This window comes from Prosthecobacter sp. Pr1 (assembly GCF_057652315.1).
Genome location: NZ_JBYFBS010000037.1, coordinates 1 through 20,261 on the forward strand (window position 1 = coordinate 1; position 20,261 = coordinate 20,261).

Annotated in this window: 15 protein-coding genes; 7 read left to right on the forward strand and 8 right to left on the reverse strand. The window is 61.3% G+C overall.

Annotation, left to right across the window (positions count from 1 at the left end):
• Window positions 1-94: 94 nt before the first annotated feature.
• From AC24GY_RS28920 to AC24GY_RS28950, 7 genes are all read right to left on the reverse strand, one after another.
• Window positions 95-337: a hypothetical protein gene (locus tag AC24GY_RS28920; protein WP_487690215.1), complete on the reverse strand. Its 243-nt coding sequence runs from the start codon at window positions 335-337 to the stop codon at window positions 95-97.
• Window positions 338-475: 138 nt separating this feature from the next.
• Window positions 476-1,009, reverse strand: a complete 534-nt coding sequence (locus AC24GY_RS28925) for a hypothetical protein (protein ID WP_487690218.1) — start codon at window positions 1,007-1,009, stop codon at window positions 476-478.
• 20 nt (window positions 1,010-1,029) lie between these two features.
• Window positions 1,030-1,275, reverse strand: coding sequence for a hypothetical protein (locus tag AC24GY_RS28930; protein ID WP_487690221.1), 246 nt, complete (start codon window positions 1,273-1,275; stop codon window positions 1,030-1,032).
• Between the two features lie 40 nt (window positions 1,276-1,315).
• Window positions 1,316-1,576, reverse strand: a complete 261-nt coding sequence (locus AC24GY_RS28935; RefSeq protein ID WP_487690224.1) for a hypothetical protein — start codon at window positions 1,574-1,576, stop codon at window positions 1,316-1,318.
• A 247-nt stretch (window positions 1,577-1,823) separates the two neighbouring features.
• The gene (locus AC24GY_RS28940) at window positions 1,824-2,603 is read right to left on the reverse strand and encodes a hypothetical protein (RefSeq protein ID WP_487690227.1); all 780 of its coding nucleotides are present in this window, start codon (window positions 2,601-2,603) and stop codon (window positions 1,824-1,826) included.
• Between the two features lie 65 nt (window positions 2,604-2,668).
• Window positions 2,669-3,067 carry a hypothetical protein gene (locus tag AC24GY_RS28945; RefSeq protein WP_487690230.1) on the reverse strand — a complete coding sequence of 133 codons (399 nt, stop codon included), beginning with the start codon at window positions 3,065-3,067 and terminating at the stop codon, window positions 2,669-2,671.
• Window positions 3,068-3,124: 57 nt separating this feature from the next.
• Entirely contained in the window at window positions 3,125-3,919 is a 795-nt protein-coding gene (locus AC24GY_RS28950; RefSeq protein ID WP_487690233.1) for a hypothetical protein, read from the reverse strand.
• Window positions 3,920-4,222: 303 nt separating this feature from the next.
• Here AC24GY_RS28950 and AC24GY_RS28955 point away from each other — a divergent pair, with 303 nt between their 5' ends.
• The 7 genes from AC24GY_RS28955 (at window position 4,223) to AC24GY_RS28985 (ending at window position 19,557) form a co-directional block, all read left to right on the forward strand.
• A complete protein-coding gene (locus AC24GY_RS28955; protein ID WP_487690235.1) occupies window positions 4,223-8,908 on the forward strand; it encodes a hypothetical protein in 4,686 nt (1,561 codons plus the stop codon).
• Between the two features lie 149 nt (window positions 8,909-9,057).
• Window positions 9,058-12,924 carry a S8 family serine peptidase gene (locus AC24GY_RS28960; protein ID WP_487690238.1) on the forward strand — a complete coding sequence of 1,289 codons (3,867 nt, stop codon included), beginning with the start codon at window positions 9,058-9,060 and terminating at the stop codon, window positions 12,922-12,924.
• A 449-nt stretch (window positions 12,925-13,373) separates the two neighbouring features.
• Window positions 13,374-13,667 (forward strand): hypothetical protein, encoded by a 294-nt coding sequence (locus tag AC24GY_RS28965; protein ID WP_487690241.1) that lies wholly within the window; start codon window positions 13,374-13,376, stop codon window positions 13,665-13,667.
• Between the two features lie 54 nt (window positions 13,668-13,721).
• Window positions 13,722-13,949 carry an AbrB/MazE/SpoVT family DNA-binding domain-containing protein gene (locus AC24GY_RS28970; RefSeq protein WP_422315624.1) on the forward strand — a complete coding sequence of 76 codons (228 nt, stop codon included), beginning with the start codon at window positions 13,722-13,724 and terminating at the stop codon, window positions 13,947-13,949.
• On the forward strand, window positions 13,946-14,332 hold the full coding sequence (locus AC24GY_RS28975; protein WP_487690244.1) for a type II toxin-antitoxin system death-on-curing family toxin: 387 nt from the start codon (window positions 13,946-13,948) through the stop codon (window positions 14,330-14,332). The genes AC24GY_RS28970 and AC24GY_RS28975 overlap by 4 nt, the downstream gene beginning before the upstream one ends.
• 162 nt (window positions 14,333-14,494) lie before the next feature.
• Window positions 14,495-15,166 (forward strand): spermine/spermidine synthase domain-containing protein, encoded by a 672-nt coding sequence (locus AC24GY_RS28980; protein ID WP_487690246.1) that lies wholly within the window; start codon window positions 14,495-14,497, stop codon window positions 15,164-15,166.
• A gap of 146 nt (window positions 15,167-15,312) precedes the next feature.
• Window positions 15,313-19,557: a PAS domain S-box protein gene (locus AC24GY_RS28985; RefSeq protein WP_487690249.1), complete on the forward strand. Its 4,245-nt coding sequence runs from the start codon at window positions 15,313-15,315 to the stop codon at window positions 19,555-19,557.
• Here the strand turns inward: AC24GY_RS28985 and AC24GY_RS28990 are convergent.
• Window positions 19,554-20,180, reverse strand: coding sequence for a L,D-transpeptidase (locus tag AC24GY_RS28990; protein WP_487690251.1), 627 nt, complete (start codon window positions 20,178-20,180; stop codon window positions 19,554-19,556). The genes AC24GY_RS28985 and AC24GY_RS28990 overlap by 4 nt on opposite strands.
• Between the last annotated feature and the right edge of the window lie 81 nt (window positions 20,181-20,261).

Sequence of the window (20,261 nt, forward strand, 5' to 3'; positions counted from 1 at the left end):
ATCAGCGCTCCCTTCATCACCCAAGACCCACACACCACCATACAGTCCCGCTAGCTTGTCCAGTTAGATCAAGACGCCAGCAGCCAACCCATCCTCAAAAACTCTTCCTCACCTCCAGCCACTCCTCCCAGCAGCGCACCGGATCGATGTCCTTGTACCCGCGCTCCGCATCGATCTTCGCCGCCACATCCCGCGGCATGGCCACCGCCTTGCAGCCATTGCGGATTTCGATCACCTCCGCCTCCGTCAGCGCACTGCCCTTCTCCTCCTCCCGGTTCACCAGGATCGAAATCAAACTCGGGATCGGATAAATTAAGAGGGGCTCGGAATCACTCATGTCGTGGGTGGAAAGTTCCAAACTCCCTTTCACTCCTCCGCAGACGGGTCAAGCCCGAGAATGGATTTATGCTCCGACGGCTTCACTTCCAACAGCTTGGTGTGAAACAGCGTTTGCATCGTCGTATCAGAATACAAATCATGGTGAAGGAATCTTTGAAGGCTGCTCCTCTTTCCTCTCTGTCCTGCCAAACCCCAGCGGCTCATGAACAAGATGCGCCACCACGGCAATGCCCGCAGGCAGCAGCCACTCCCATTTGAAAGGCTGCCCCACGCGATCCACAAAGAAGATGGACGGCTGAATGACCCCCAGGACATCCACCAAAACAATGACCTCAATGAAAGTGATATTGGTGGGAAAACCGCTGCGAAAAAACAGCCAGACATACAGCGCCACCGTCACCCACCCCAGGACAGCGGGATAGACAAACGCCAGCGTCTCAAACTGATCCGCCAGCGCGCTGCGCTCATGCAGCAGCCAGACTCCAAACACCGCCAGCCACAGAAAAGCCGCCACACGCTCACGCCGGGTATGCTTCCTGGACAGCGTGAACCACGACCAAAACAGCGGCAGCACAAAGACCCCGAGCCAGAAGAAGAACTCCCTGCGTTCGTCTTTCTTGATAACAGGCTGCAGCGTTGGATCAGTCGATGTCTTTGCGGTGTGTCCCATGCATTCAAATCAACAGCCGCTCACTCCCCATCAGGATCAATCCCCAGCCTGCGCAACTCCTGCCGCTGCCCCTCATCCAAAGGCCTGCCAAGACCGGCAGCCAGCTCCTCCATTTTCCAACGCTGTCCGTTCATGAAAGCCAGCGAAAGCCCCAGCCCCGCTTTCGTCACCGCCTCACGCAGTGGCGATCCCGCATCCAGGCCATCATGCACCACCTTCAGCATGTCGCACAGGCGGTGCAGTTCACTTTCATCATTTTCAGTCATGGCGGGCACTGTTCACGGTTTTTGGATGAAGAATGGCAGCTCACTCCGGCTTGCCCACAGCAGACACACAGCCCTCTTTGGAGCACGCAGACATGGCCCCGAAAAACCGAAAGCAAGACCGCAGCAGCAACTGGCTCAGCGCCAGCGCCCCAATGACATAGCAGACAATGATCAGCAGATGCGAGAACTGCAGGCTCGCAAAATCCTTCAACCCGGCGGCCCTGAACACGAAAGGCGCTGAAGCAGGTCCGATGAACAAGGACAACCAATACGCGAGGTCAGTTTGAGTCTGGGGCTTCATGGGAAAGTACTGGCAGATTCACGGCTTCTTGGGTGCCCATTCCTGATCATACGATGCTTCGCCAATCTCAGTGTTGCAGGCGCTCTTCCCGTGAGCGCCTGTCCCACAAGGAATCCGCACATGCAACGGTTGGATTTTTGATGATTTCACCCATCGAAGCGAAAAAGCCGCCGCAGGTCAAGCTTCGGCGCATGCCTCAGCTTTGACCTCACATCCATACCCCGCGCCTCATCAGCAAGCCACTCACTCACGCCCACTCCAGCCGGCACATGTAAATCAGCGCCCCGAGAAAAATCAAAGTCCCCAGACTGAAGAAACCCCAGCGCACGCGGCTTTTAAACACCAGCCCCAGCCCCGCGAAGAACAGGGACGTCGTGTAGTACACGCCATCCAGCGCAAACTGGTCCCCCACGGTGCCCTCGTGCTGCCCCTGAGAAAAAAGCTCCTCGGCCTTCGCCGTGTGCTTCACCTTCTCCTCATACATCCACTGGTAGTAGTCCTTGCTGAAGTTCCGCTTGCTGGCCTCAAAGATCACGTCCTCCGGCAGGTCCGCCAGGATGCCGTCCGCATCATACTTTTTGCGCGGCTCCAGCGGCAGGCCGATGGCATCATACGCCTCGTCGCTGTACTCACGAATCATGAGCTCACTGATCTGGTGCAGCAGAAAATCACGCTCCTCGCCCTTCGGCGCGTGCTGCGCCCGCGACACCAACTGGATCACCTGCAGCTTCACCAGGCTGTCAGACGCGATCTTGGAATCCGCAAACGTTCCCGCATCCGCAGACTTCGTCGTAATGCGGCTGGACTGCCCAAAGCTCTCGATCGACTTCCCACCCCACAGCCCGCCCTGATACCCCGCGATGCTCCCCAGCGTGGCCCCCAGCCCGAGAAGGATGGCGGCGCAGAGTTCAAACAGCTCCACCGAAGCCTTGGCTTCCGCCTCCGTCGCCGTGGCAGAGGCCTTCGTGTTCGGCTCAGACAGTGGAGTGGCGGTTGACTGATTGTCGCTGGCGTTGGCAGATTCCATAAAGCGCACCCCTCCTAGGATGAAGGCTGCAAATCTTCAACATGAAAGCGCAGTTGGACGGGCCTTTATCTGGACACCGCCTCACGAAAGCGGCAGTAGTTTGCAATGGCGGCGGCCAGGGCACGGGCCGCACCAGGATCAGATGCGGCACGACTGGCCATCAAAAGCTCTTCATCCTCATCAATCGTCACCTCCGCCCATTCCACAATGGATGCATACCGGCCATTCGCAGCCTCCTTGCGCAGGATGCAGTGCGTGATGCTGCCTTCTGGTAGAGCCAGCCAGAGCATCATGTCATCGCCGCCTGCATGGTCGCAGCCAAAGAGAACCACGCGGCTCGCGTCCACTCCGCGCTCAGCGAGGACGGTCCTCACATCCGCCCAGTCCGGACTCACCCTCAGGTGCGTCGTCTGGTCAAAAAAATTCAAACAGTGCTCGTCGATCATGCAGAGAGAGGGAGACACGCCAGCATCCCCCGATCTGCCTCAAGCCGCAACCCCAAGACCTCTAAACGCGCTTCGTCATTTTTTCAGGTCCTTCTCAATCAGCCTGCTTCTGGCATAGGTCACATCGCCGAGCTTGCCAGGAAACCGACGCCCGATCTCATCCAGCAGCGGCTCCACCTTCTCCTTCGGAAAACCCCCGGTGCCCAGCGTCCGGATGGCCACCCCTTGCATGTCCTTGATGTGATCCGTCGTGTTCACGATCTTCCGCGCTCCGGTGGCGATGTCCCGCACAAACTCAAACGATCCCGTTTCCACCGCCAACACATCCGTCGCCGCCTTCTCTGCCTCTATTTCTGAAACCATCCCCTCACCCGCATCGGTCGCCAGATCCAGCCCCTCCTGCATGTAGAGCCGGAAGCGGATCGTCGCCGGCTTCCCCTCCTTGGGCTGATGCCCCCTGATCTTGTAGAAGCACTCTTTCTTCACCTCCGGCCTGAAGTCATAGCTGTTGCCACACCAGCTGAAGGCATGCGGCTGCACCCGCACCCACGTTCCATCCTTGTTCCGCGCCTCCAGCTTCAAATACACATCCCCATCCTGTGCACCCAGGACGATGTCACGGTCGCTCCGGTTGATCAGATAAACATCCACGTCCTTCCCCTTCACTGCCCGTGCGTAATCCGCAAACAAGGTGATTTTACCCTCAGGGCTGGGAATTCCGCCCGGCAGTTTGGCAATCGGAATACCTTCAAAAAGCATGATGCCCGTCTCATCGGCGGAATCTTGGCCAGCCGGCACTTCGATTGAACTCTGGGCACGGGAAGCCTCCACACCGAGCATCAAGACAAGAAGGATGAATCGAAAGTTCATAGGGCGGTGGATTCTGCTTGGCTGTTCAACCAGCGCTTAGCCACGCTCAGAACGCGTGGGGCCGATTTTTAGAAGACTCCACGCATGGAATCGAAAAAGCCGCCTCAAGTCAAGCCATTGGGCACAGCCGCCGATTTGGGTCTGCCAAAGCAGTCGCTAGTTTTGGCTCGTTCAGGACCTCCCCACAAGTCCCCCCCCTGAAAGCTGGTGCGCTCCGTGCTGCCTGCTGTAAAGGGTCATGAAACATCCCTCTCGCTCCCGCAAAGAACCCCGCTTGCGCCGCGTTAAGCTTTCACCCCTCTCATGAACCTTGCCCTCCGTCCCGCCACGCATGAAGCTTTGCAACGCTTTCGCCTGCGCCGTCAGAAGCTGCTGCAGTTCCGCGCAGCCCTCTGTGCCGCGGCGATTGCCCTTGCCGCATTCACGTTGATCGCCCTGCTGGACCGCGTGTGGTTCATGCCGGACGCGCTGCGGCCCTGGGTCACGCTCATCGCCTACGGTGGCGCTGCCTATGCCGCATGGCGCGTGGCGTGGCGCTTCATCGCACAGGCCAATGGCAAAGAAGGCACCGCCAAGCTCATCGAGGCCGCTGAGCCCGCCCTGCGCGAGCGCCTGCTCGCCGCTGTCGAGCTCGCCGATCCACGCGGTGGTGTAAACGTCAAAGACTCCGTCGAGTTCCGTGAGAAGCTTCAGGACGACGTCGCCGCCTCCATCGAAGGCATCGACTGGAATGCGAAGCTCCCCACGCGCACCCTGCGCCCCTGGTTCATCGCCGCCGGCTCAGTCGCCGCCGCCGTCCTCGTGCTCTGCCTCATTCCCGGCCTCCACCTCGGCGGCTTCATGGCACGTGCCGCCCTGCCCTTCGCGAATCTTGAACGCCCCGCCTCGGTCAAGATCCACATCTTGGAGCCACTCCAGGCCCGCACCCTCGCCCCCATCGGCTCCGAAGCGCCCCTCATCATCGAAACCGAAGGCCCGCAGCCCGCCCAGGTCACGCTGGAGTTTGCCGTGGAAGGCTCCAAGCCCCGCCGCACCGAGCTCTCCGCCGTCGGCACCGCACGCTTTGAAGGCGTCGTCCCCGTCGGCCAGACGGACGTTCGCTACCGCGTGCATGCCGCCGATGCCATCACCCCCTGGCGCACCCTCAGCGCACGCGCGCGGCCCCGCATCGTTGAGTTCACCAAGACCATCATTCCCCCCGCCTACTCCGGCTGGACGGAGTCCCAGGTCAAGGCAGACCAGGGCGACCTCGAAGCCCTCGACGGCTCCACCATCAAACTCACGCTCAAAACCAACCAACCTGTCTCGAAGAGCGACTTCCAGTTGAACCCCGATCTCCCCGAGAAAAAGCCCCTGCCCTCCACCACCACGCCCGAAGGCCTGCTCACCGCAGACATCGCCGTGCAGGCCACGCACAGCTCCTGGCAGGTCACGTTGAAGTCTCAGGAAACCGGCTTCACCAATGAGGAAAGCACCCCCTGGCGCATCACCACCATCCCGGATCTCCCGCCCACCGCGCAGATCAACGAACCCGCCGAGCAGATCGAGCTCCTCGCCGATGAAGCCGTGCGCCTCGCCGGACTCGTCACCGACGACGTCGGCCTCGGCGGCGTGAAGCTCTCCCACGCCATCAATGGTGCCAACTGGACCGAGCGCGATCTCCCCTTCACCAAGTCTGCCAAAGAAGCCCCCGTGCAGACACTCCTCCCCCTCGCCCCGCTCGGTGTGAAGACCGGCGATGCATTGCTCATCAAGCTCATCGCCATCGACCTCAAAGGCCAGAAGGCCGAGTCCCCCCCCATCCGCGTCATCATCCTTGAGCAGACCATTGATCCCCGCCAGCGCGACTGGGCGGAAAGCCAGCGCCGCCTCGCGCTGAAGGCCGATCGTCTCGATGAACAAACCCGCGAGCTGCGCAAGGACCTCGACAAGGTGCGCAAGACCGAACGCAACTCCCGCAAAGACCCCGACAAGGCCAAGGACGAAGCCGCCAACGCCCTCGCCTCCGCGCAGGAAAAACTCGAGCAGGTCAAGGCCCAGTCCGAAGAACTCTGGACCGCCCTGAAGGACGCCGCACGCGACGCCCCCAATCAGCTCGATGCCTCCGAAGTCCAGCTCCTTGGCAAAAAGCTTGCCCAGCTCCGCCGCGAGCAGCTCCCCGACCTCGAAAAGCTCAACTCCGACGAGATCGAAAACACCGAGCCCCTCAAGCGCGCCGCCAATGAAGCCGCCGGCCACGCCAGCGTCATCGCCGATGCCCTCCGCGCCTTCGCCGCCCAAGAAAGCGCCATGATCGCCGCCAAGGAATCGCAGCAGCTCCAGCGCCAGTCCCGCATGCTCACCGAGACCTCCCTCCAGGCCAACCGCGATGCCGAGCAGCGCCCCAAATGGCAGGAGCAGCAGCGCGCCCTCATGGCCCAGGCCAAGACCCTGCAGAAGGACTTGGAAAAGCTTGATGAAACGCAGAAGGGCCGCAATCGCGGACAGTTCCAGGACATCGACAAAAAGGTCACCGAGACCGCCGCTGATCTTGACAGCAGTCTGGACAAGAAAGATCAAACGAAAAGCCCCGAGCATCTCTATGGCGCATCCGACAATCTGCGCAGCCGTTTGCAGCAGGCCGCCGATGTGACCCGCAGCATTGCCGAACAAACTGCCAACGAAGCCCAGCAGCGCCGCGAAAACCTCATCCGCCAGGAAAACCCTGCACTGGCCAAGCTGGTCAAGGCCCGGTACTACATTGCGGAAGCTGAAAATGAGGCACGTGACCCAAATCACAAAAAAAAGAACGACAACGATGGCCTCATGGCCTTGAAGAGTGCCGAGAAACAGCTCACCGAAGCCGCCAGACAACTCCAAGACCAGGCCGAACTGCGCGAGCAAAACCAGGCCACCAACACCCAGGCCGCGCTCGACATGAATCGCGCCAGCCGCGCCGTGGGCGAGCTCGCACGGCAGACCTCCGCCGCCGGGAGCATTCCCCTGCCGACGCAGGAAGAGGCCGATAAAGCACGGCGCAGCAATGGGCCGCCCTCTCCGGCCGCCAAGACCATGGCAGATCTCAAGGAGCAGACCTCGCAGCTCGATCTGGCCACACGCATCCTGGAAGCCGATGCCCTCGCACAGGACGCCGCGCAGGCCCTGGAGGCCGCCCAGGCTGGCGGCAGCCGCCCGCAGAGCCAGCAGGATTTCACACAAACCGCCGCCCAGTCCCGCGCCGCCGCCGAGGCCCTGCAGCAGGTGCCGGACAAGATCAACCGCGCCCGCATTGCCGAGGCCATGCAGCAGAAAGATCCGCAGGCCGCCAACAACCTCCGCCAGGCCGCCCAGCAGGCCAGCGATGCCTCCCGCAACGCCGCCGAGCAGAACAAAAACCTCGCCCGCGAAGCCTCACAGCAGCAGCCCGGCCAGCAGCTCAATTCACAGCCCGGCCAGCAGGCCACCGCCGATGCGCAGCAGAAGGCCGGCGAGCTCGCCGCCCAGCTTCAGCCACAGGTGGATGCCGCCCGCGCCCAGCTCGCCTCACTCACTCCCGAAGTCAGCGACATGATGAAACGCGTGGCCGCCGATCTCAAAAAGACCCAGCAGGAAACCCAGACCGCCGCCGATGCCGCCAAGGCCGAAAAACCCGTCGCTGAAGTCGCCGGAAAAGCCCAGGCACTCCGCCCCGAAGCCGCCGAAAACGCCGAGAAAATGGCCGCCCTGCAGGCCGCACTTCGCCAGGAAGCCAACGCCTCCGATCTAACCAAGCAGGCCGAATCCCAGCTCGCCCGCACTGCGGATGTCGCCCTCGCGCAGATGCAGCAGAAGACCCCTCAGATTGCGCAGAATTTGAAGCAGGCCGCCCAGGCATCGCAAAGCAAACCGCAGGCTCAGGCCCTGCAGTCCGCCGCCAATGCCCAGCAGCAGACCGCGCAGGCTTTGGAACAGCTCGCCCAAAACATGCAGAAGGTGGAGGACGGCCAGCAGCTCACCGAAGCCGAGCAGGCCGCCATGCAGCAGATGGAGCAGGAGCTCGGCGTGCAGGAGCCTCTTGATGAAGCCTACCAGCGCGCCCAGCAGCTCGCCGAAATGGCCAAGGACGCCACGCAAAATCCACAGGCCGTGCTTGAGGCCCTGGAAAAAGAACTGCCCAAGAACCAGTCCATGCAGAAGGCCCTCGCGGAAACCGCGCAGACCACCGCACAGCTGGCCGAGCAGGCCGTCGCCAAAGAAACCCAGCAGGCCGTGCAAAACGGCATGGCCCAGAAGCAGGCCGCCAGCGATCTCGCCCGCGTCTCACGCCATCAGCAGCGTCTCGGCGACAAAGAAGCTGCCGAACAGGTCGCGCAGGCCAGCAATCAACTCCAGCAGGCAGGTCAGCAAGCCGAGGCCACCCAGGCCAATCCCGTGCCCAATCCGCAGGCCGCGCAGCAAAGCCTCGCCAAAGCCGCCCAGGCAGCCAAAGCCGCCGAAGCCACCGCCAGCAAGACCTCCCCAGCCATGCTCGCCTCCCCCCTCGAACAGCTTCAGGGTCAGATGCTTGCCCAGGCGCTCGATCAGCTCGATGCCCAGCTTCACCCCATGCAGGGCAACCAGAAGCAAAATGGCCAGCAGCAGCAGCAATCCCAGGGCGGCAAACCCGAAGGCGGCCAGCAATCCGCGCAGCAGAGCCTGAGCGATGCCCAGCAGGCCCAGCAGCAAAGCATGGCCGACTCCCGCAATCAGGGCCAGGCCCCCGGCCAGAAACCCTCCCAGCAGCAGGCGCAAAACCAAAAGCAGCAGGGCCAGAACTCCCAGGCCCAGTCCGCCGAAGGCGGCAATCAATCCACCCAGCTTCAGGACGGCGTCCTCGTTCAGGGCACCATCCTCGTCAAAGGCGACTGGGGCCACCTCCCCCAAAAGATGGCCGACGACCTCACCGAAGCCACCCGCTCCGAAGCCGCCCCCGAATACCGCGCCGCTATTGAGAGCTACTACAAGGCGATCGCGGCGAAGGCGAAGCGGTAGGAGTGAAAGAGTTTCAAGCGCGAAGGTTCCAAGCAGGCTGAGCTTGTCAGCGCGGAACAAAGTACTCAGGGGCGATTTCCCACACCGGCTGCTGCATTGTCCAAAACTTCAGGCTTGCAGGCGTTAATCATCAAGTGCCTTAATCTGGCATGAGAATGATTCTGATCATCACCGGGCTTTTTTTAGCCTGTGATTTCACCACCGCGCAGCAGGCGGGCGGCAGTGGCCCATTGAAGTCGAGCTATGAAATCTTCAGTGGCGGCACCACACGTCAGCTCGTGCTGGTGGCGGATGAACTCGCAGTCAAGCAGGCGGATGGACGCCGCACGATCAGCAAAGCCGGAGACACGGATCTCGCTGCGGCGGCCAAGTCGCTGCGCTCACGCACAGCGGCAGCGCTTCAGGTGGAGCTCGTGCTCACGCATGCAGCGGGTGGCGCAAAATCACGTGCCGGCGCTGAAGCGACGCGGCATTTCGTCACGCGTGAGGTTCTCGTAAAGTTAAAGCCGGGCGCCACAGCCAAGACCGTGGCGCAAAACGCGGGATTGCGCGTGAGCAGCGAGCCAGCTCACGCGCCCGGCTACGCGATCTTTGATGCCCTCACCTCCGAAGGCGCGCTGCTTGCCATGGAGGCGCTGCGTGCGCGGCCCGAAGTCGAAAGCGCCAATGTCATGCTGGCCACACAAAAGGCTGCCAAGTTCACTCCCAATGACCCGCTGTTTCCTGAGCAGTGGCACCTGAAAAACATGGCGCAGCTCGGCGGCGCACTGTGGGCGGACGCAAACATCCCCAGCGTGTGGGACAGCTACAAGGGCGCCGGCATCATCATCGGCATCATCGATGGCGGCCTGGAATACACCCACCCGGACATCCAGCCGAATTACAACACCGACCTCGACTTTGACTACAATGGCAATGACTCAGATCCTTTGCCGGGAGACGTCACCACAGACAGGCATGGCACCTCATGCGCCGGCGTGGCCGCTGCGCGCGGGAACAACGGCATCGGCGGCTCCGGCGCGGCACCGGAGGCCACGCTCACCGGCTTTCGCCTCATCGCCGCGGCCAACACCGACCAGGATGAAGCCTCGGCCTTCCTGGCGCACAACGACGTCATTCACGTCAAGAGCAACTCCTGGGGCACGCCAGACGCCAGCGGCTATGGCGGCCCCGGCCCGCTGGCTGCCGCAGCTTTGGAGACGGGCGTCACCAGCGGGCGCAATGGCAAGGGCCTCATCTACGTCTTCGCCGGCGGCAACGGTTTTGATCTGGCGGACAATTCAAACCTCGACGGCTACGCCAATTCCCCCTTCGTCATCGGCGTGGCCGCAATGAACGACTTTGGCTTCCAGAGCTACTACTCCGAACCCGGGGCCAATCTCCTCATCACCGCCCCCTCCAGTGGCGGCAGGCACAATGCAGGCATCCGCACCACAGACATCACTGGCGAAGGCGGGTACAACAACACCGCAGCGGGCACAAACGATCTCGCGGATCGCAACTACACCAAAACCTTCGGCGGCACCTCCAGCGCCTGCCCGCTGGTTTCCGGCATCATTGCGCTCATGCTTCAGGCCAATCCCAATCTCGGGTGGCGCGACGTCCAGGAGATCCTCATCCGCACCGCACGCAAGGTCCACCGCACCGACCCCGATTGGTCCACCAATCAGGCCGGCCTCAGTTTCAATCACAAATACGGCGCAGGATTGGTCGATGCCGCTGCCGCCGTCGCGCTCGCTCAGCAGTGGGTCAATCTTCCCGCAATGACCACCACGCAGGTCGCGCAGACCGGCCTCGCCCTCGTCATTCCAGACAACAGCGCCACAGGCGTTACCCGCACGCTGAACTTCACCGACGCCAATTTCTCCGTCGAGCATGTCACCGTCACTGTGAATGCCACGCATACCGCCGTGGGCGATCTGGAGGTCACCCTCACCTCTCCCTACGGCACGGTCAGCAAGCTCTCGCAAGTGACCCCGGATGGCACCAACAATCTGGCCTGGACCTACAGCTCCGTCCACCACTGGGGCGAATCCGCTGCCGGCAACTGGACCGTCAAAGTCGCCGACCGCGTAGGCTCAGACACCGGCACCCTCACGGCGGTCACCGTCAAGCTTTACGGGACCACCAGCGCCAAGGCCCGCATTGCCGGAGCCTCCGCCACGCTCAGCACCGAAGGCAACACCCCTGCCAACTCCAGCGCCGATCCCGGCGAAGCCGTCACCTTCACCCTCGGGTTCAACAACATCGGGGCCACCGCCACCAGCAGCCTCACCGCCACACTTCTCCCCATTGGCGGTGTGCAAAATCCCTCGGCGGCGCAAAATTACGGCGCCCTGCCCGCAGGTGGCGCTGCCACCACCCGTTTGTTTTCATTCAAGCTCGCCGGCGGCTGCGGCGTTTCGATCCCCCTGGTCTTGCACCTGCAGGATGGTGCCACTGATCTCGGCTTCGCCAATGTGAACATCCCGCTCGGCACCTCCACAGCCACCACTGTCACCGGCGGCGGTGTCACCATTAATGACAACGCCACGGGCTCTCCCTCACCTTCCAGCGTTTCCGCCGCCGGCCTCATCGGGCGTGTGCAGGACATGACCGCGCAGATCATCGGCTTTTCCCACAGCTACGTGGATGATGTCGGCATCCTGCTCCACGGACCGGATGCCTTGGAAATACGCCTGATGTGCGGCGGCGTGGGCGGCACCGCATCCTTGGCCACCTTCACCTTCAATGACGATGCCAGCGTCATCTTTCCCGAATTTGGCCCCAGCGTCCTCACCGGCACCTATCGGCCCTGGGACTACTACGGCAGCTCCCGCGTCTTCGCCGGGGACATCGCCACCGAGGCCGCCTACACCCTGAGCGAATTCCGCGGCGTGCCGGCCAATGGCATCTGGAAGCTCTACGTTCAGGACTTCTCCGCAGGTGATTCGGGTTCACTCCTCGGATGGAAGCTCTTCTTCACCACAGTCACCTGCACGGACAATGTCATGCTCACTCAGTCCGCCATCAGCGGTGTCGAGGCAGCAGACACCATCGAGGTTTCCGTCACGCGCACGGGTGGGCTGGAAGGCAGCGCCACCGTGAATTACGCCACCAGCAACGGCACCGCCAGCGCCGGCAGCGACTACACCGCCACCAGCGGCACGCTGACTTTTGCCGTCGGCGAGCTGGTCAAAACCTTTGTCATTCCCATCACCAACGACACCACGCTGGAACCGGACGAAACCATTCAGATCACCCTTTCTTCCGCCGGTGGGAATACCACGCTGGGCACTCTTGCCACGGGCGCGGTCACCATCCAGGACAACGATGCTCCCACACCCGTCGCCATCTCTCCTGCCACGCAGACCGTGACCGAGGCCGCCACCCTGCTCACCTTCACCGTCAGTCGCAGCACCCTCGGCAATGCCGGCACCGTAGACTATGCCACCGCCTTTGGCACCGCCACCTCGGCAGACTTCACCGCCGCATCTGGCACGCTCACCTTCACCACCAGCGACCTGAGCAAGACCTTCACCGTCGCCATTCTGGACGACGCCCTCGACGAAGCTTCCGAATCCTTCACCGTCACCCTCAGCGCGCCTGCTGGCGGCCTTTCCCTTGGCACTCCTGTCACCTCCGCCATCACCCTCGTGGATGGCGATGCCGAGGGTGACGGCATGTCTGATGACTACGAGACAAGCGTGGGCCTCAATCCCGCCGTGAATGACACCACGCTCGATCTCGATGGCGACGGCCTCAGCAACCTCCAGGAGTTCATCCTCGGCACCCTGCCCAATTCCGGCAAAAGCCAGTACCCCGTCACGACTGCGAGAGCCGGAGGCAACATCGGCATCACCTTCCCCACCCTCACCGGCCGCACCTACAAAGTCGAGCGCAGCGACACCCTCACCTCTGACTGGACCATCGTACAGCAAAACATCCCTGGCTCCGGCTCCAATCAAACCATCACCGATATCGGTGCCAGCGCGCAGCCCCGTCGTTTTTATCGGGTGATCGTTACTCTGCCCTAGACCAGAGCTGGTCTAAAAGCATCCCCCGCCAGGTACGATCCCACCCTCTTGACGCCGGCCCTCATGGCCACGGCTTCTTGAGAAATCATCATGTTGCGGACAGGTGGGGCCGCGCTCTTGTCACAGGCCGAGAAGCTCGTGGCTTTTCGCGGACCAGCCCCTCCATGAAAACATCCGCAGCTCTTTGGCTTCTCTTCGCAGGGTCGATCCTCGCCACGGCGGCTGATGCCCCCTTCAAGTGCGTCCTCTCAGCCGAGAAGACAAACATCGCTCAGGGAGCAGTCCCCATTCTGAAAGTATCCATCTCCAATGACAGCGGAAAGGACACACATCTGGTGGGAAGTCTTGATGGTTCGGACTTGGGCAGACGCTTTCCTCACTGTACTTTGTCGCTCATGGATTCAACGGGGAAACCACTTCCAAGCAAGCCCCTAGGAGTTTGTGCCAACATGAATCCCTTGAAGCCTGCCGACTTTGTCAAAGTCCCTGCAGGTTCATCCTTCAATCCCTATGACAAGGGTTTCTTTGGGTCATACCAATTGGAACGCATCAAAGAACTTCCGCCAGGCAGCTACATTCTACGGTTCTACTACGAGACTTCGACCAAAGCCGTTCAAGACTACCTTGGAGGCTCTCCCTTTGTTTCATCACAAGTTGTTTCACCGGAGATCCAGAAGCTGTTCGAATCCGTTCCTGACATGCAGATCAAGATCAACGATCTCAAGATCACCGTGCTCCCCTAGTTCTGTCTGGAAGCGCAATCTTGACGTAATAACATTCGTAGCTACACTGCATCCATGGTTCTCGAACTCAAGCTCCGCAAAGTCGGCAACTCCGTCGGTCTCGTCCTGCCGAAGGAAGCACTCGCTCATCTCAAAGTGGAGGAAGGCGACACGGTCACGCTGACCGAATCCCAAGACGGCATGCGGCTGACCGCGAGCAATCCTGAGTTCGCCAAGACCATGGCGGTGTTTGAAAGCCTGAACCGTCGCTATCGCAACACGCTGCGCGAACTGGCCAAATGAAGAAGCCATACTGGCTGACGCGTGACGAGTGCCTCGCATTGCATGACATGATGCTCTCATGCTACGGCGGCATTGCCGGAGTGCGTGATGAGCATCTGCTGGAGTCTGCCCTGGCCCGGCCACAGCAGTTGTTCCATTACGGCAAGCCCACCCTCGCAGAGAAGGCGGCAGCCTATGCCGCAGGCATCGTAAAGAACCATCCCTTCCTCGATGGCAACAAGCGCACCGGCTTCATGCTCAGCGCAGGCTTTCTCGAACGCAACGGGCACGAGTTCCACGCCACCGAAGCCGATGCAGTGCTGCAAACCTTGGCCTTGGCTGCGGGAGAGATGACGGAAGCCGCTTATGCCGAATGGCTGCACAAGAACTCGAAACGCGCCTGATGGCATGCCCAGCAAGGAAGAGGGATTCCCCGCCTTTTTGCGTCCCTTCTTTGCGCTTTTTTGCGGCCACCCAATTCTGGTCATTCACCATTGCACACAGCCCTCTCCGCGCTCCTGTCACACGCCGGAGAGGCACATGGCTTTTCGCGGGTGCTGCTCTCCATGGAACCTTTCCTTCTGCTGGCCACATCTCACACGCCCGATGGCGCGGAGCTGACCCTGCATGCGCACGATTCGAATTTCTACCTGCGCGTCAACCGCCAGCCCCTCATGGGCACCAATGCCTCCGAGTCCGAAAAAGTTCTCGCAGAGCTCGCCTGCGCACGCCTGGGCTCCGGTCCGGCAAACGTCCTCATCGGCGGCCTCGGCTTCGGCTTCACCCTGCGCCGGGTGCTGGAGCTCATGGGCCCCGCCGCGCATGTTCAAGTCGCGGAGCTTCTGCCGCAGGTCGTCGCCTGGAACCGCGAATACCTCACCGCCGTCAACGGCCGGCTCCTCGACGACCCGCGTGTCGAGATCACCGTGGACGATGTCTTCCAAGTCATCAGCCGCGCCCCCAAAGCCCACTACGACGCCATCCTCCTCGATGTGGACAACGGCCCCATCGCCATGGTGCAGGACGGCAACGCCCGCCTCTACCAGACCCAGGGCTTTTCCGCCATCACCCACGCCCTCAAGCCCGGCGGCCGCGTCACTTTCTGGTCCGCCAGCACCGATCACGCCTTCGCCAAACGCCTCTCCAAAGCAGGCTTCAAAGTCGAAACCGTCGCCGCCAAAGCCTACCCGCAGGCCAAACGCTGCACTCACACGATCTTCGTCGCGGAGCGAAAATAGTCACGCTCGACGGCTCTGAGCGGTTCCACGAGAACGCGAGCTTTCACGTAGAATTCGTAAAATAAGGCCGGAGTGGAAAAACCTTTCTCGCCATGGTTAAATCAATGGCGATGAAATATTTGGCAAAATTCCCACCTATGTAAAAAGTGCTGATCCAACATAAAATTCAGGCAGGATTTCTCATCGCCCTGGTCTTCTTGCTCCTCACAGGCGTGAGCGCGTGGTGGAGCGAGCATCAAAATCTGGCCACCTTTGATTCCTTTGACCACACCCACCGCGTCAATGACACGCTCGACGAGATTCTCGTGGAAATGCTTAACATTGAAACGGCCAACCGCGGATTTGCCATCTCGGGTGATGACGCCTTCCTGCGCCCCTATCAGGCAGGCATCATCGCGGTGCCAAAAGCCTTCGCGACAGCGAAACGTTTGATGGAGGAGAATCCCCGGCAGCAACTGCGGCTGACGGCGCTCGAACAGTTGATTCAAGAAAAACTCAATCATGCCAGCGAGGTGATCAAACTCCGCCGCAGCAGTGATGCCACCGCAGCGCTCCAGTTCATCAGCCAAGGCCAGGGCATGAAGACCATGGAGGGAATCCGCAAAGTGATCGTCGCTCTGAAAGAGGAGGAAAACCAGCTCCTCCCAGGCATCAAGACCCGGGCGAAAAAGCTCTCCAACATCACCATGACCATCGTGGCCTTCGGCGGGGTCATGTCCCTCGGCATGATCGGCTTGGCCAGCTTCATCGTGCGGCGCGATTTCGAAAAGCGTCAGCAGGCGGAAGCAGAGCGCGAGCTCTTTTTCACGGTGCCGCTGGACATGCTCTGCATCATCGGCGCAGATGGCTATCTCAAACGCGTCAATCCCGCCTTCACCCAAATCCTGGGCTGGAGCGCCGAGGACCTGACGACGCGCCCCTACCTCGAATTTGTGCACCCGGATGATCGCGCCGCCACGGAGGCCGAAGTCGCGCGACAGCTCGCTGAAGGTGAAGGCGTCCTCCAGTTTGAAAACCGCTGCCTGCTCAAGGACGGTTCCTCACGCGTGTTCTGGTGGAAGTCCGTGCCGCAGCCGGGCGAAGTCATCATTGCCACCGCGCGTGACGTGACCGAGCAGAAAGCCGCTGAAGAAGTACTCCGCTCCCGCGAGGAAAAGCTCTCCGTCACGCTCAATTCCATTGGCGATGCCGTGCTGGCCACAGACTCACAGCGGCGCATCACGCGTCTCAATCCCATCGCGGAACAGCTCACGGGCTGGACACTGGCCGAGGCGCTGGGGCGTCCGGTGGATGAAGTCTTCCGCATCATCAATGAGGAGACCCGCGAGCCCGCCCTCATCCCCGTGGATGATGTTTTGGCCACGGGCGAAATCCACGGCCTCGCCAATCACACCGTCATCATCTCCCGCAACGGCACCGAACGGCCCATCACCGACAGCGCCGCTCCCATTCGCGATCCGTCCGGCCGCATCATTGGCGTGGTGCTGGTCTTCCGGGATGTCACCAAGGAGCACGACATTGATCGCATCCTGCGCAACAGCGAGGCTTTGAACCGCGCCGTGATCAATTCCATGATGGCCAACATCGCCGTCGTGGACCGCCATGGCACCATCATCGCCATCAACGATGGCTGGGAACGTTTCGCGCGTGAAAATGGTGCCGATGACAAGATGGCCACCCTGGGCGTGGGTGCCAATTATCTGGAAGTGTGCCAGCGGGCGGCACAGGAGGAAGACGGGCAGATTCAGCAGGTGCTCGATGGACTGCGCGGTGTGCTGGATCATTCCAGGCCCACTTTCAAACACGAGTATGCCTGCCATTCGCCCACCGAGCACCGCTGGTTCACCATGCAGGTCTCCGCTTTGTCCAGAGAGGAAGGCGGCGCGGTCATTGCCCAGATCAACATCACCGATCGCAAACGCGCCGAGAAGGTGCTGGAAGACTTCAAGGCCGCGCTCGACGAGCATGCCATCGTCGCTGTCACAGATGCTCGCGGCACCATCACCTATGTGAACGACAAGTTCTGCGCGATCTCGAAATATGCGCGTGAGGAGCTTCTCGGCCGGGGCCATGGCCTCATCAATTCCAAGCATCACCCAAGAGACTTCATCGACGGGCTGTGGCAGACCATCAGCAGCGGGCATGTCTGGAAAGGCGAGATCAAAAACCGTGCGAAGGACGGTTCTTTTTACTGGGTGGACACCACCATCGTACCCTTCCTCGGCGCAGACGGAAAGCCCGCGCAATACATCGCCATCCGCGCGGACATCACTGATCGGAAGCATGCGGAGGAGGAGATCCGCCAGTTCAACACAGAACTCGAACAGCTCATCATCCAGCGCACCAGTGCCCTGCAGGAGCGGGAGGCGCAGCTGCGCGAGGCCCAGCGCATCGGCCAGATGGGCAGCTGGCATCTGGATCTGGCCACGAACCGCCTGAAATGGTCGGACGAAATCTACCGGATCTTTGAGCAGGATCCGCTGCTCTTCAAAGCATCCAACGAGGCGTTCATGGAAACGGTTCACCCCGATGACCGCAGCAAAGTGGCCCATGCCTATGAGGAGTCCGTGCGCGACCACACCACCTATGAAATCGAGCACCGGCTGCTGCTGCCCGACGGCCGCATCAAGTTCGTGCAGGAACGTTGCGAGACGGTGTATGACGCCGCCGGCAGGGCCCTCCACTCGCTCGGCACCGTGCAGGACATCACCGAGCGCAGACAGGCTCATGAGCGTGATGCCGCGCATCTGCGCAAGCTGCACCGCCTGTCGGAGCTCAGCATGCAGCTCTCGGGTGATCCGGGGGCCGTGTTTGAGGAGGTCGTGGGCATGGTCGCCACCCTGTTTGATGTCCCCGTGGTCTGTCTCTCGGAAGTCGTCGGCCAGGAGTTGCAGATCAAGGCCGTGTGCATCAACGGCCAGATTCAGCACGAAGCAGGCCGTGTCCCGCTTTCCACCAGCCCATGCTCCCTGGTGGTCAACAGCAGAGACCTCAGCGTTTGCACAAATGTGCAGGAGCATTTCCCCCATTCAGCGTTTGTCCGCGACCACCATGCAAATGCTTACTGCGGCATCCCTTCGCTGGACGCCCAAGGCAACGTCGTCGCCGTCACCTGCCTCATCCACCCCCGGCCGCATGAGTTCATCGAGGAGGATCAGGAAATTCTGCGCATCATCGCCCAGCGCGTGGCCATGGAGCTGGAACGCAGCCACAACCTCGCCGAGCGCAAAAACATGGAAAGCCTCGCCCTGCGCTCGCAGCGCATGGAGGCCATCGGCACGCTCTCCGGTGGCGTCGCGCACGATCTGAACAACGCCCTCGCCCCCATCCTCATGGGAGTGGAGCTGCTCAAAATGCGGTACCCCCTGGAGTCGAAGATTCTGGACATGTTTGAAACCAGCGCCAGACGCGGCGCGGAAATGGTGCGCCAGCTCCTCACCTTTGCCAAAGGCGCAGAAGGAGAACGCGTGCTCCTTCAGGTGGCGCATCTCGTCAGGGAAATGGAGAAACTGATGCAAAGCAGCTTCCCAAAAAACATCCACCTCGTGGTTTCCTGCGCGCCGCAACTTCCCACCGTGCTCGGAGATACCACGCAATTGCACCAGGTGCTGCTGAACTTGTGCGTCAACGCCCGCGATGCCATGCCCACTGGCGGCACGCTCACGCTGGAAGCGCAGTCCCTCGTGGTGGATGAAGCCTTTGCCAGCTCCGTGCCCGATGCCCGGCCCGGCAGCTATGTGGCTCTGCGCGTGCACGACACCGGCACCGGCATTCCCAAGGAAATCATCGAGCGCATTTTCGACCCTTTCTTCACCACCAAAAGCCCGGACAAAGGCACCGGCCTCGGCCTCTCCACCGTCATGGGCATTGTGAAAAGCCATGGCGGATTCCTGCAGGCTTCTTCGCAGCCAGGCCTGGGCTCCACCTTCACCGCCTTCCTGCCAGCCCGTGAGGTGGAAGGTGGCATGACGCCCGCGCCCGCAACGGTGGTCTCGTGCCCCGGCCATGGGGAGACCATCCTTCTCGTGGATGACGAAGCCACCGTGCGCGAGATGGCCGGCATCGTTTTGCAGCGGCTGAACTTCAACCCTGTGACCGCCACCGACGGCGCGGATGGACTGCAGCTCGCCATGCGCCACCAGGCCGACCTCCGTGTCATCATCACCGATCTGCACATGCCCCACATGGACGGACTCGCCTTTGTCCGCGTGCTCCGCCTGCTCCTGCCAGACGTCCCCGTCGTCGTCGCCAGCGGACGCATGGAAGATCCCCAGGCCGCAGAAATGCAAGCCCTTGGCGTGACCCATCGGCTCGACAAACCCTTCACCGAAGCACAGCTCGCCGAAGTGTTGCAGGACATCCTGGCCCCCAAAGTGATGCCTTCAACCTAGGGCACCACTTCCACCGGCGTCCCGGTGGACACCTCCCGGTAAAACTTCTCCGCCATGTGTCCCGGCAAACGGATGCAGCCATGCGATGCGGCGTAGCCCGGCAGATAGCCCTGATGCATGCCCACGCCACCATAGATGCGCATGAAGTAGTACATCTTGGCCCCTTCAAACCGCGTCCCCGGCGGCCTGCGGTCCTTGCGGTTGTCGATGTTCTGCATCACCACATTGCCCTGGTAGTCCTCGTAGTCGCCGTAGATGGAAGATTTGTGGTCGATGTCCTTCTCCATCACATGGTACCTGCCCGGCCGCGTGTCATAGCCCTCCGAGCCCGAGGAGATGGGCGAGCCACCCGCGAGTTCGCCGCGCTTGAAGAGATACACCATCTGCTCGCTGAGATTGATCACCACGCTGGGCTTGCCGCGCATCTCATCCGCATACCAGAAGGAGTTGTCGTTCGGTCCAAACCATCCCGTCACCCCTTTCCACACAAAGCGCGAGGCCCGTGGGATGTCACTGGTCACAAACCTGCGGCTGTAATGAAAAGCATTGTTGCCCGTGTTTTTCACGGTGTTGCAACTGACGAGACTGAGCGAAAAAAGAAGAAGCAGCCGGAATGACCTCATGCAAAACAGCAATGCTTCCAGGATTGCGATTTGCAACGCGGGAGAGCTGAAACTTTCATCCAGTACGATGGCCACTCATGC